The organism is Bacillus sp. MYb56 (assembly GCF_002976445.1).
GTDB lineage: Bacteria > Bacillota > Bacilli > Bacillales > Bacillaceae_G > Bacillus_A > Bacillus_A mycoides.
On sequence record NZ_PCOH01000005.1, the window covers coordinates 144,229 to 157,570 of the forward strand.

At 36.2% G+C, this 13,342-nt stretch carries 14 protein-coding genes; 5 read left to right on the forward strand and 9 right to left on the reverse strand.

The annotated features are described in order from the left end of the window. Nucleotides 1–16: 16 nt before the first annotated feature. Both nrdG and CQ058_RS08895 read right to left on the reverse strand, forming a co-directional pair. On the reverse strand, nt 17–469 hold the full coding sequence (nrdG, locus tag CQ058_RS08890) for an anaerobic ribonucleoside-triphosphate reductase activating protein (RefSeq protein WP_002128495.1): 453 nt from the start codon (nt 467–469) through the stop codon (nt 17–19). Continuing rightward, a complete protein-coding gene (locus CQ058_RS08895; protein ID WP_002190371.1) occupies nt 466–2,322 on the reverse strand; it encodes an anaerobic ribonucleoside triphosphate reductase in 1,857 nt (618 codons plus the stop codon). Before CQ058_RS08895 ends, nrdG begins: the two co-directional genes overlap by 4 nt. 225 nt (nt 2,323–2,547) lie before the next feature. Between CQ058_RS08895 and plsY the strand changes: the two genes are divergently transcribed. Together plsY and CQ058_RS08905 are read left to right on the forward strand one after the other, a co-directional pair. Beyond that, a complete protein-coding gene (plsY, locus tag CQ058_RS08900; protein WP_002014306.1) occupies nt 2,548–3,144 on the forward strand; it encodes a glycerol-3-phosphate 1-O-acyltransferase PlsY in 597 nt (198 codons plus the stop codon). Between the two features lie 109 nt (nt 3,145–3,253). Beyond that, nucleotides 3,254–3,544 (forward strand): HesB/YadR/YfhF family protein, encoded by a 291-nt coding sequence (locus CQ058_RS08905; RefSeq protein ID WP_002033558.1) that lies wholly within the window; start codon nt 3,254–3,256, stop codon nt 3,542–3,544. Nucleotides 3,545–3,621: 77 nt separating this feature from the next. Here CQ058_RS08905 and CQ058_RS08910 read toward each other — a convergent pair whose 3' ends face one another. Continuing rightward, complete coding sequence (locus tag CQ058_RS08910; protein ID WP_002128497.1) at nt 3,622–4,041, reverse strand: acyl-CoA thioesterase; 420 nt, start codon at nt 4,039–4,041, stop codon at nt 3,622–3,624. 109 nt (nt 4,042–4,150) lie between these two features. Here CQ058_RS08910 and CQ058_RS08915 point away from each other — a divergent pair, with 109 nt between their 5' ends. Beyond that, nucleotides 4,151–5,443 carry a glycoside hydrolase family 18 protein gene (locus CQ058_RS08915; protein ID WP_002066644.1) on the forward strand — a complete coding sequence of 431 codons (1,293 nt, stop codon included), beginning with the start codon at nt 4,151–4,153 and terminating at the stop codon, nt 5,441–5,443. A 75-nt stretch (nt 5,444–5,518) separates the two neighbouring features. Here CQ058_RS08915 and sspN read toward each other — a convergent pair whose 3' ends face one another. From sspN to CQ058_RS08935, 4 genes are all read right to left on the reverse strand, one after another. Continuing rightward, complete coding sequence (sspN, locus tag CQ058_RS08920) at nt 5,519–5,653, reverse strand: acid-soluble spore protein SspN (RefSeq protein ID WP_000527988.1); 135 nt, start codon at nt 5,651–5,653, stop codon at nt 5,519–5,521. A gap of 43 nt (nt 5,654–5,696) precedes the next feature. Next, on the reverse strand, nt 5,697–5,840 hold the full coding sequence (locus CQ058_RS08925; RefSeq protein WP_002014298.1) for an FbpB family small basic protein: 144 nt from the start codon (nt 5,838–5,840) through the stop codon (nt 5,697–5,699). 131 nt (nt 5,841–5,971) lie between these two features. Continuing rightward, nucleotides 5,972–6,919 carry a 3'-5' exonuclease gene (locus CQ058_RS08930; protein ID WP_002190374.1) on the reverse strand — a complete coding sequence of 316 codons (948 nt, stop codon included), beginning with the start codon at nt 6,917–6,919 and terminating at the stop codon, nt 5,972–5,974. A 115-nt stretch (nt 6,920–7,034) separates the two neighbouring features. Continuing rightward, the gene (locus CQ058_RS08935) at nt 7,035–7,610 is read right to left on the reverse strand and encodes a TlpA family protein disulfide reductase (RefSeq protein ID WP_002190375.1); all 576 of its coding nucleotides are present in this window, start codon (nt 7,608–7,610) and stop codon (nt 7,035–7,037) included. A 480-nt stretch (nt 7,611–8,090) separates the two neighbouring features. Here CQ058_RS08935 and CQ058_RS08945 point away from each other — a divergent pair, with 480 nt between their 5' ends. Next, the gene (locus CQ058_RS08945; protein WP_002190376.1) at nt 8,091–8,312 is read left to right on the forward strand and encodes a hypothetical protein; all 222 of its coding nucleotides are present in this window, start codon (nt 8,091–8,093) and stop codon (nt 8,310–8,312) included. An 11-nt stretch (nt 8,313–8,323) separates the two neighbouring features. Further along, nucleotides 8,324–8,656, forward strand: coding sequence for a YmzC family protein (locus CQ058_RS08950; protein ID WP_080019310.1), 333 nt, complete (start codon nt 8,324–8,326; stop codon nt 8,654–8,656). A gap of 22 nt (nt 8,657–8,678) precedes the next feature. Here the strand turns inward: CQ058_RS08950 and CQ058_RS08955 are convergent, their stop codons facing one another. Then, the gene (locus tag CQ058_RS08955) at nt 8,679–10,394 is read right to left on the reverse strand and encodes an ABC transporter ATP-binding protein (protein WP_002190378.1); all 1,716 of its coding nucleotides are present in this window, start codon (nt 10,392–10,394) and stop codon (nt 8,679–8,681) included. A gap of 69 nt (nt 10,395–10,463) precedes the next feature. Continuing rightward, a complete protein-coding gene (gene acnA, locus CQ058_RS08960; RefSeq protein ID WP_002014285.1) occupies nt 10,464–13,187 on the reverse strand; it encodes an aconitate hydratase AcnA in 2,724 nt (907 codons plus the stop codon). Nucleotides 13,188–13,342 lie beyond the last annotated feature (155 nt).

Genomic DNA, 13,342 nt, shown 5'->3' on the forward strand with positions numbered 1-13,342 from the left:
AACCTATCCCGCCTTTTTACTCTTTCAATCGAATAATACGTTGATTGGAGCTTCCGCGAAATGGAAGTGTTAAATCTTTTTTATCAAGTTCAAATCTTCCATCGACCAAAACATCCCCATAATGTAACAATTCTATCATATCATTATTTTGAGCACTCTGTATCTCTTCTAACCTGTAACCTGTATAAATCCATAGATTTTTTCTCAAATCCTTCACTGCTTTTGCTACTTTTTTCACTTCAGCAGCTTGAAAAAATGGATCTCCGCCTGAAAATGTTACATCGGTTAATGAATTTTTTTCAATCTCTTTCACAATTTCTTCTACCGTCATTTCAGTTCCATTGCAAACATTCCATGATTTCGGATTATGGCAACCGATACAACGATGCGGACAGCCCGCAAAAAACACGACTGTCCGCAATCCTTCTCCATCTACTACACTATCATGAATGATATTCATAACTTTCATTTATGCTTCACCCGATCCATCTCTTCACTACGTTTCGCGCTATTCCACTTTGACATATCTCCAACAAGATATCCTGTTATGCGGCGAATTCTTTCTATTTCATTCTCATCTTCATTCCCACAACTCGGACATTCATTCCCGATAATGCCATGATAACTACAGCACTTACAACGATCAACAGGATGGTTAATTGAACCGTACCCAACGCCATTCTCTGCCATCGCTTGCACAATTTGCTTTAATGCCTTTTTGTTATGCATAGCTGCTCCGTCTAGTTCAATATACGTAATATGTCCCCCGTTACATAGGGCATGGAAAGGTCCTTCTAAACGAATTTTATTTATCGCTTGAATGTTATAATAAACTGGAATATGGAATGAATTCGTATAGTAATTATGGTTCGTTATACCGCTAATCTCACCAAATTCTTCTCTATCTTTTTTCACAAACTTTCCTGATAACCCTTCTGCTGGCGTTGCAATTACAGAGAAATTGAGTTGATGTTCTTCCATCGCCTTATCCATTCTCTCTCTCATAAAGGAAATAATTTCATATCCAAGCTTCCACGATTCTTCATTTTCTCCATGATGCTTTCCAGTTAACGCTACTAAACATTCTGCAAGACCGATAAAACCAAGACTTAACGTCCCTTGTTTTAAAATCGGTGCCACAGCATCTTCAGGTTGTAACGTCTCTCCACCACGCCATACACCTTGTGAATATAAGAACTGAAAATCTCTTGCTCTCTTTGTACATTGATAAGCAAATCTCTCTAATAATTGCTTAACGCCTAAATCTAAATAATAACTTAGCGCTTCAAAAAACGCTTCTTTTGAACCACTAATTAGCGCTAATTTCACTAAATTAATAGAAGTAAACGATAAATTCCCTCTTCCAATTGCTGTTTCTTCCCCATGTATATTAGACATAACACGAGTACGGCACCCCATATAACATACTTCACTTTCAGGTCGACCATCATAATGCACAGCATTAAACGGAGCATCTAAAAACGAAAAGTTAGGGAATAATCGCTCAGCGGTCGTTTCTAACGCTAATTCAAATAAATCATAGTTCGGATCACACTCTTCAAAGTTCACGCCTTTTTTCATTTTGAAAATTTGAATAGGAAAAATCGGTGTTTCCCCTTTACCAAGTCCAGCTTGCGTCGCTTTTAAAAGTTGCTTAATTAAAAGTCTTCCCTCTTTCGATGTGTCTGTTCCGTAGTTAATAGAAATAAATGGTACTTGTCCCCCGCCCCTACTATGCATACTATTTGAATTATGAACGAAAGCCTCACACGCCTGATACGTATCATTTTCTGTCTCTTTCCATGCAAATTCCTCTATTTGTTCTTTCGTAAGCGGATATGACTGTAGTCGTTTTTTATGTCTCTTTACTGTTTTTCTCACATATGGAGCTAAATCAATATCAAAGAGTGCAAACGATTGACCACCGTGCTGCATATTTTGATTCGCCTGAAAAATAATTGAAGAAAGCGCCAACGCACTTTTAATGTCTTGCGGTTGTCTCATATGTCCATGTCCAGTATGAAAACCGTTAGCTAGCATTTGCGCTAACGGAATTTGCGAACAAGTCGTCGTTCCTGTTGCATAAAAATCTAGATCATGTGGATATAATATATTTTGATCTATCGCTTTTTTCACTTGATCTGATAATAATTTTTCTATTGCATAATACTTTGCGCTCTCAGATGCGAACGTTCCCATTACTCCCATTGGAGATCGACCATCTACATTTGCATTTTCCTGCATTAAATCTTGTTCATTACCGTGGATAATTGTCTCAAATACTTTCATTAATTCTTCTCCACGTACATTTTGTTTCAACATTCATAACCCTCCACCAACATGTTGTTGTCTTTTGATTAAAATCATACAACATATAGTTCTTCTGTTCCTGTGAAAAATGTAACATTCCTGTGAAAGTTTTTTTAAAAATTAATGACTTTTTCATTTATAAAAAAGAAATGTGCTCTTTACAAATGTATGGTACAATAAATGGGAAAAACTCTTTTTACCCTTTATCAACACATTTGTATAAAGGAGACTGAACTCATGGTTATTACATATCTTTTATTTATCGTTGCCTATCTACTCGGTTCGATTCCATTTGCATTAGTCGTTGGAAAAATTGGTTATGGAATCGACATTCGTGAGCATGGAAGCGGTAATCTAGGCGGAACAAATACATTCCGTACATTAGGGAAAAAAGCAGGTTTTATCGTAACAATTGCTGACATTTTAAAAGGTACATTAGCAACAGGTCTACCGATTATTTTCGGGTCAGATATTCACCCACTATGGTTTGGATTAGCCGCTGTTCTTGGACATGTCTATCCGATCTTCGCAAAATTCCGCGGGGGGAAAGCAGTTGCAACTTCTGCTGGGGTGCTATTATGCTATTCACCAGTTGTTTTTGCAATATTAGCTGTTGTCTTTTTCAGCCTTTTATTTACAACAAGATACGTATCACTTTCTTCTATGATAACAGCTGTCGTTGCTGTTATTGCATCCATTGTTAGCGGGGATAAAATCTTCATTATTGCGATGTGTTTATTAGCAGGTATGGTTATTTATAAACACCGTGCAAATATCGGAAGAATTATAAATAAAACTGAACCAAAAGCAAACTTTTCAAAAAAGCAAAAATAAGATCGTAACCCACATAACGCAAAAAGAAAACGTGAAGCATATTAATAGCGTCTTTTTGCGTTATTTTTTATACTAAAAGAAAAAGCAACATAACTTGGAGGAACTATACATGAATCTTTCCGTAACAAAAGAAGCAGCACAATGGTATAAAAACGAATTAAACTTACAATCGGGTGAAACAATACGCCTTTTCGTACAATACGGCGGTTGCAGTACTGTGCAAAAAGGACTTTCTTTAGGTATTCGTAAAGATGACCCTGCGCACCCTGCTGTTCAAACTCAAGAAGAAGGTATTAACTTCTTTATTGAAGGCGATGATGAGTGGTTCTTCGATGGACATAATTTATTAGTTACACTTAACGACGGTGATGATTTCCCTCAATTTAATTATGAAAAATAAAAAAGCGTGGCTTCTGCCACGCTTTTTTTATCCCGCTATTTGCGGGTAGTAAGACCCCCACTGATTAAAGTTTCACTTTATTTCTTTTTAATTTCCTCATATTTCGCATACCACTCAGGATATAATTTTTTAAATGATACAGGGCGGAACCCTTCTTTTTTCGCACAAATATTCGTCGTGCTTGCAGTAATACAAAGTTCGCCATCACCATTATAAATTTCATATCCATATACAACGCGGAGCGGGCTCACAGTATCAACCCACGTTTTCACAATAGCTTTTTCTCCGTAACGCATCGCTTTACGATATGAAATTTGCAAGTCTAATACAGGAGAAATAATTCCCTCTTTCTCCATTTCAACATATGAAAATCCTAATTCTTGTATAAGTTTAGTGCGCCCAAGTTCCAGCCACACTAAATAGTTTGAATGGTAAACAACACCCATCTGGTCTGTTTCCGCATAGCGGATTTCAACTTCATGTTCTGCTACAAACATTTCTATTCGCCTTCTTTCACTTCTGCTACCTTGCATACATTTAATCATAATACAGTGGAATCAAAAATAAAATAAAAACAGTGAATCTTTTACCGAAAGGGGCAAGCACATGATCCAAATTGTAACTGTTCGTAGCGGTGATAGTGTTTATGGTTTAGCATCAAAGTACGGATCTACACCTGAAGAAATTGTAAAAGACAATGGACTAAATCCAGCTGAAACACTCGTTGTTGGTCAGGCACTTATCGTTAATACAAAAGGCAATAATTATTATGTACAGCCAGGTGACAGCCTTTATCGAATTTCTCAAACGTATAACGTCCCTCTCGCCAGTTTAGCTAAAGTTAATAACCTTTCATTAAAATCTATTCTCCATGTCGGACAGCAATTATATATACCGAAAGGAACAAAACGAGCAGTAGAATCCATTGCTTATTTACAGCCTTCAACAATACCGATAAAAGAAAGTTTAGTAAATGCTACACGTGCTATTAATCCATTTTTAACATATTTAGCCTACTTCAGCTTTGAAGCAAAAAGAGACGGCACTTTAAAAGAACCGACGGAAACAGCGAAAATCGCTAATATCGCAACGCAAGGTAACACCATTCCTATGCTCGTTATTACAAATATTGAAAATGGAAATTTCAGTGCCGATCTGACCTCGGTTATTTTACGCGATGCAACAATTCAAAACAAGTTTATTACTAACATTTTGCAAACAGCTGAAAAATATGGCATGCGAGACATTCATTTCGATTTCGAGAGTGTGGCACCTGAAGATCGCGAAGCGTATAATCGTTTTTTACGAAATGTGAAAACACGCTTACCTAGCGGGTACACATTAAGTACAACACTTGTACCGAAAACGAGCTCAAATCAAAAAGGGAAATTTTTTGAGGCTCACGATTATAAAGCACAAGGACAAATTGTTGATTTCGTCGTCATTATGACATACGACTGGGGTTGGCAAGGTGGACCACCGATGGCGATTTCCCCTATTGGTCCTGTAAAAGAAGTACTTCAATATGCAAAATCTCAAATGCCCCCACAAAAAATTATGATGGGGCAAAATTTATATGGATTTGATTGGAAACTTCCTTTCAAACAAGGGAATCCACCCGCAAAAGCAGTTAGCTCTGTCGCAGCTGTTGCACTTGCTCGTAAATACAATGTTCCTATCCGCTATGATTTCACAGCCCAAGCTCCACATTTTAATTACTTTGATGAAAACGGCGTACAACACGAGGTTTGGTTTGAAGATTCGAGGTCTATTCAAAGTAAATTCAATTTAATGAAAGAACAAGGCATTGGTGGTATTAGTTACTGGAAGATTGGTCTACCATTCCCACAAAATTGGCGTTTACTCGTTGAAAACTTTACAATTACGAAAAAAGGCTGACGAAAGTCAGCTTATTAAATAGTTTTATAATATTATCCAAACACACAAAAAGGAGAATGATGACATTCTCCTTTTTTAACCGTTATCAACAATTGGTTGTTTGCCAGTTTGGTCTTGCATTTGCTTCCCTTTATTGCCACCAGCTTTTTTCGATTGTGTTCCAATTTGATTTGGTGCAAAGTCTTTTGAATTCTTTTTCGGATTACCCATTACTATCGCCTCCTTAACACTAGTATCGTACTAGTGTTAAGAATTATTCAGCCTGCTTAAAAAGTTTCATTTCATAACGTTTTTCAATTCGTTTTTCAATTCGATCCATTGCATCACGATCGCTTAATAATTGTTGTTTATTTTCATTTACAAGTTCTTCAAACGATCTACGGCGACTTCTTCTCATGTTGCTCACCCTTTCTTCTACGCTTTCTTATTACATAGTATGAGCAAATGAAAAACTCTTTAATCAGATTTGCAAGAAAATTTTATGTTTTGATAAAAAATCCCATGCGCATATATTGCACATGGGATTTTTTACACCATCGTATTTAAATATTTTTTAATTTCTTCATCCGCATTTACTTTATTTGCTCTATATTCATCCAGCGCTCGTAATACAGAATCGTATTCTGCTACAATGTAGCTCTCTAGCTTCAAAATGTCCTCTACACTGTCAATCATAATTCTCGTGTTGCCAATCTCACTTTTCAATGCTGCCTCGTATGTTAAGCTCGTACAAATTTCTCTTACATCGTCTTCCATTTTTTCTGTTAACACATATTTCTTTCGCCCTTTGACCTTTAACCTTATAATTGGGTAAAAAGCTTTTATATCTAAATAACTCCCAACATTCATACAACGAATCCACTCAATATCACGTTTATTTCGTACAAGCATTTCTTTTACCGCTTCAAATACCGCTGTTTCATCAAGTACTTCCTTATTCGCTTTTCTTTTTCCTTCTTCTTCAACGGCTGCACATTTTTGATAAACAGCCGCACACGTAATACAGTCGTCAAATGCATTATGAGAACTTAAGCGAATTCCAAGCATTCGTTTTAACGTTTCAAGTTTGTGATTAGGCGCATGCTTCATATATTTTTTCGCTAAAAACACAGTATCAATAACGTTATTTTTAGGCTCAGGTAGTCCAAGCATATTTACATTACTCTTTAAAAAACGCATATCAAAAGAAGCATTATGTGCCACGATAATATTTGTATCTAGAAATGCCAAAAACAAAGGCAATACTTCTGCAATTGTTGGTGCGTCTGAAACACGATAATTCGTAATACCTGTTAAACTCGTAATTCGGCTCGGAATTGGACGCTCTGGATTCACATACGATACAAATTGATCTACTAGTTCATGATTACAATATTTCACTGCTGCAACTTGAATAATTTTATCATTATAAGGGTTAAATCCTGTTGTTTCAAAATCAATTACAACATAATCTAACGGTAAGGATACATTCCCCACTCCAGACACTCCTTTATCTCTAAACATTTATATTTCTTTTATCATATCACGAAGCTTTCACTACTTGAAAAAGAAAAGGCAGAAATGATTATATTCCATCTCCACCTTTTCACCGTTATTTTAATTTAGCAATCCGTTTCTCCATCTCTTTTTGCGTCATCGGTCCAATAAACTTATCTTGAATAACACCTTCTGTATCAATAAAATAAGAAGTTGGAATGGTAATTACTTTATACGCTGTTGTCACATCAATGTTCTTGTCCAATAAAATAGGAAAAGTAATTCCTTTTTCTTTAGCGAAGTTCCTTACCTTTTCTTCTCCCCCTCCTTTTTCTGAAGGAGTATAGTTTATAGCTAAAATTTCTACGTTTTCTTTATGTTCTTTATAAAAGGCCTCCATATCAGGCATTTCTTGCTGACAAGGCCCACACCACGTTGCCCAAAAGTTTAAAATAACTTTCTTTCCTTTTAAATCGGATAACTTTACATTCGTTCCATCTATCTTTGCTAATTCAAAATCTGGTGCGCTCTTTCCAATTTCAATACCGTTCCTTGCGAAAATCTCTTTCATAGCAGCTTCACTTTTGGCAGGCTTTTCTTGCATTACTTGATCCTCTTTACCAAACTGTTCATAAGCTGCATATCCCGCTAAACAAAGTAACACTACAATAATGGTAAGCTTCCGCCACATATTATATCACCCTTACGTGTTTATCTTTTTATTACATAATCACCAAAATGCTATATACCTTATTTTAGCTTATACGGACAAGCTTGGAAATATTCACAGTCGAAATAGTTAGAATATTTATAGTGCAGATGAAATATTTCCCTTTTTATCATATAATTAGAAATAAATACAAAACTTGCGAGGTGATATGTATTTTACAATTACTTATCAACCCTTTTACTTTTGTTTTCTTCACTTTACCGTTACTATGTATTTTTTTAGCGCCTTACTATACAAATTCAAATGGGCTGTAATTATTATTTCTTTTACTGTTCCACTTATATTTTTCATTATCGTCTCTAAATTTAATATACACCTAGCTTTACAAAACTTAGACGCTTGGATTGTTTATAGTTCTGTTTATTCTGTACTTTCCTACATAACGGCAGCGCTAATACGAAGAAAATTGCACATGTAGCACTTTCAAAAAGGGGGATTTTTATGAATTTATTTAAAAAAATACTATTATATATTCTTAGTTTTATATTTTCCCCAATCGGGATTATCACTTGGATCATCTCGCTCTTCAGTAAAGATCCTGAAAAAAAGCAAGTTGGACGTATTTGTCTCTTTATCGCTTTAATCTCATTTATCCTTTTAGCCGGCCTCGGTATTCTTACTTTCTTCACAATGACTATCACCACCACTACTACTATACAATAATTATAGAAAGGATGATTATTTTGGGAGAACATCCTATAAGTAAAGAACTTCGCTATATACGACTATGTTTAGTTGTTTTAGTAATCGTTCTTTTATTTTTCAACGGTGAAAGAGTTGTTGAAATTTCTACAAATCATGATGCCGTAGAAAACGTTTCAACCAGTAATATGACACAGATTGCTGAAAATACATTTGCTATTCAAGAATATAATCCATCACTAAGTAGCGAACGTACGGTCAAAATTTTCAAATATAATCCGGATACAAATCAACTTACTCTAGTCAAAGAGTTTAGCACTAACGATACTGAGTCTTATACGTATCAACTTAATAAGAGTGAATAAAGATAAGAGCGCTATATAGCTCTTATCTTTTTATTAGCATCTCTTTAAACAATGACTTACACGCTAATAATTCTCTAGGATCCCCGCATTCCACAACAATTCCATTCTTCATGACCACAACTCGATCCGCTATCATCGCCCTCTCAACATCATGTGTCGTCACAATTCTCGTTACATTCCCCCCTAGCCCTTTAAGCATATTCCAAACCACTTCTTGATTGCTCAGATCTAATCCCGCAGTCGGTTCATCTAGAATAATGAGATTCGGATTTGATACAATCGCTCGCAATAACGCAAGACGTTTTCTCTCTCCTCCCGAAAACTCTTCACCGCTTTTATGTAGTACAGTTTGAATCCCTTCAGGTAAATCCCTAATAATCGGCTTCACATTTACAAGTTCAATATTTTTTGCTAACTGGTTTTCTAAATACTCTTCACCGAAATACATATTCTCTTTTATTGTCGTCCGAAAGAAACGAGGTTCTTGCCACACTGTAGTCATACGAGCCCCATTACCATAATAAACAATGCTACCGTTAGATGGTTTATACACACCCGTTATTAATTTTAAAAGCGTTGTTTTTCCTGCACCACTTTCTCCTACAATAATGACGAGTTCACCAGGATTAATTTGCAAATGAATATTTTTAATTCTACATCTCTCTTCGACGTTCTCTTGAAATGAAACATTTGTTAATCTCATTCCCATCGCTCTCTCTACATTTCTGTATTCAGCTCCTATATTTAAAAAACAAAAAACTCGATTTGCCGAAGCAATAGCAACTTGTGTCATCATTAATAAATCACTTGCATAACGAACAGGAAAAAATAGCATCTCAATTGTAGCTAATACCGCCACAAGCGAACCGACTTCCATATCCCCTTTTATTATTTTTTTTGCTCCTATAATAAGAACAACAATATATGCTCCTGTTTCTATTACCGTTCCAACTATCCCAATACAATGTTGTATCATCGTCTTCCTTACTTCTGTTTTATAAGATTGTGCCGTCACTCCTTTAAACAAATGAATTGCCCATTTTTCTTTTTGTAAACTACGTAAATCTTGCATACCTTTTACAAACTGTGACATCATCTCTACAACACTTGATTGATTTTTTTGAGCAATACTTGCAATATTTCTTACTTTTCCCCCCATAAGCATTGGAACAATTGCACTTAAAAATAAAAACGGGGTTATCCACCATATGAACTGTACATCGATATGTTGTAGAGCTATGAATGCACCAATAAATTGTGCAATGGCGTGGATGTATTCTATTAATATAGATCCATATAACCTTACCCAATTCGGAATATTAGAAACGACTAATGTTTCTAACTCCCCTTGTTTTACCTTCTCACTTTCTTCAAACGGTAATAAGAAAAAATGACGTAATACATCTATACGCTTCTCTCGTAATATTCGCTGACTTACTTTTGAGCTTACATAATCAAATAACAGATTGTTCACCCACATCAAAAAGCGACTCCCCGCAAACAAAGCAATATATACATACGTACCTTTTAACTCCCGCTGAATAATGTTATCTACAATTAGCCCCATAAATAGCGGACGGGATAAATTTAAAATGGCAGCTACTATTCCGCTACAAATCGCACTAATTAGCAATAGCTTTTCTTGCAACAGCGGCAACATTATTCTTCTATACTCATTCATTGTCATTCCCCCAATTTTGCATAATAAAAGGAAAGGGATGAAACCAAATGGTTTCATCCCTTTCCCTCTGTACATAAAGTAAGGAAGCTAACAAATGTTAGCTTCCTTATCATTCATTTCAATTATTTAGTTTGACACTTTAGACTCTTCGATTTTCGAACGAAGAACCATTTGCAAGATACCACCGTGACGGTAGTAGTCAATTTCAACTTCACTATCGAAACGAGCTACTACTTCAAATTGCTTCTCTTTTCCTTCTGCATCGATTGCAACTACTTTTACAAGATCGCGTGGTCTAACCGTTTTGTCAATTTGAATTTCAAATGACTCGTCACCAACAAGTCCTAATGTTTCAGCACTGTCGCCATCTTTAAATTGTAATGGTAATACGCCCATTAATACTAAGTTACTGCGGTGAATACGCTCGAAGCTTTCTGCGATTACTGCTTTAATACCTAATAAGTTTGTACCTTTCGCAGCCCAGTCACGAGAACTTCCCATACCGTAGTCTTTACCAGCAACAACTAGAAGGCCTGTGCCATCTTCTTTATATTTCATCGCAGCATCATAGATAGATGTTACTTCACCAGTTGGCCAATATGTTGTATATCCGCCTTCTGTTCCTGGTGCGATTTGGTTTTTAATACGGATGTTTGCAAATGTACCACGCATCATAACTTCATGGTTACCACGACGAGAACCGTAAGAGTTAAAGTCGACTGGTTGTACGCCGTTTTCTAGTAAATAACGTCCAGCTGGCGTGTGCTTACCAATTGAACCTGCTGGTGAAATGTGGTCTGTCGTTACAGAATCACCAAATTTACCAACTATGCGTAAGCCTGATAACGTTTCAACTTCACCTGGCTCTTTAGATAATCCTTCGAAGAACGGTGGGTTTTGAATGTATGTTGAATCATTATCCCAAGTATATAAAGCTTCATTTGAAGTTTGGATTTCATTCCAGCGCTCATTGCTGTTAAATACTTGTGCATATTCTTTTTTGAACAATTCAGATGTAACAACACTTTGAACTACATCTTCAATTTCTTTAGCTGATGGCCAAATATCATTAAAGTAAACAGCATTACCATTTACATCTTTACCGATTTCATCATTTTTCAGGTCAATATCAACAGTACCTGCAAGTGCATATGCCACAACAAGTGGTGGTGATGCTAAGTAGTTTGCCTTTACAAGTGGGTGAATACGACCTTCAAAGTTACGGTTACCAGATAAAACAGATGTTACTAATAAATCATTTGCTGCGATTGCTTCTTCTAATTCCTCTGCTAATGGACCAGAGTTACCGATACAAGTCGTACAGCCGTAACCAACTGTTTGGAAACCTAATTGATCTAAATACGTTGTTAAACCAGACTTATCTAAGTACTCTGTAACAACTTTAGATCCTGGTGCTAACGATGTTTTTACGTAACCAGGTACTTTAAGTCCTTTTTCAATTGCTTTCTTCGCAACTAACCCTGCTCCAATTAACACGTACGGATTTGACGTATTTGTACAGCTTGTAATTGCAGCGATTGCAATTCCACCTGTTTTCATCGTTACTTCTTGATCTTTCAATGTAACTTTCACTTCTTTATCAAACTCTTGCTCATTGAATCCAAGCCCTTGTGTTCCAACTGGTGCTACAACAGCTTTATGGAACTCCTCTTTCATATTTGAAAGTGGGATTAAATCTTGCGGACGTTTCGGTCCAGAAAGATTAGATTCAATTGTATTTAAATCAATTTCAACAAGATCAGTATAAATTGGATCTTTACTGTCTGCTGTATAGAATAAGCCATTTGCTTTACAATATTCTTCAACAACGCGAATTTGCTCTTCATCTCTACCTGTTAAACGTAAGTATTCTAATGAAATATCGTCGATTGGGAAGAATCCACAAGTTGCACCGTATTCTGGTGCCATATTTGAAATTGTTGCACGGTCAGCTAAAGGCATGCTCTTTAGTCCATTACCGAAGAACTCAACAAATTTACCAACTACACCTTTTTGACGTAACACTTGTGTTACTTTTAATGCAACGTCAGTTGCTGTTGTACCACTTGGAAGTGTACCAGTTAATTTCACACCGATTACTTCAGGTACTGGGAAATATGAAGGCTGTCCAAGCATTCCTGCTTCTGCTTCAATACCACCAACGCCCCATCCAAGAACACCAATACCATTAATCATTGTTGTATGTGAGTCAGTTCCAACTAATGAATCTGGGTATGCAACTAAGTCACCTTCAGCATTTTTCACCGCATGAACAACCGGTGCTAAATATTCAAGATTTACTTGGTGTACAATACCTGTTGCTGGTGGAACTGCACGGTAGTTATCAAATGATTTCTGTGCCCAGCTTAAAAATTTATAACGTTCTTCATTACGTTTAAACTCTAAGTCCATGTTGAATGCAAGCGAGTCCGCTGTACCCGCTCTATCAACCTGTACAGAGTGGTCAATTACAAGGTCTACAGTAATTTCCGGATTAATTTTATCAGGATCTCCGCCCATATCTGCCATTGCTTTACGAAGCGAAGCCAAATCTACAACAGCTGGAACACCTGTGAAGTCTTGTAAGATTACGCGAGATGGTTTAAACGGAACATCGATATCTTGAACATCTTTCGTTCCCCATTTCGCTAAATTTGTAACATGTTCTTCTGTAATTACGCGTCCGTCTACTTGACGAAGTACAGATTCAAGTAAAACTTTCACGGAATATGGTAATTGAGATACGTTGCCAACCCCTGCGTTTTCAAGCGCTTTCAATTGATAATAATGATACGTCTTTCCATCTAGTTCAAAAGTTGCACGTGATTGAAATGGATTATGTTTGACCATTATGTTTCCCCCCTGTTAAACGTGACTAATTTGTCTGAATATAAAATGTAGACAAACTTTTCAATACCTTACGATAATATCTTATTACAACTTTCTAAATAAGTAAATAATAAGAAACTTATGGATTATCATAAGTTTTCTTTATCTTTCTAAAT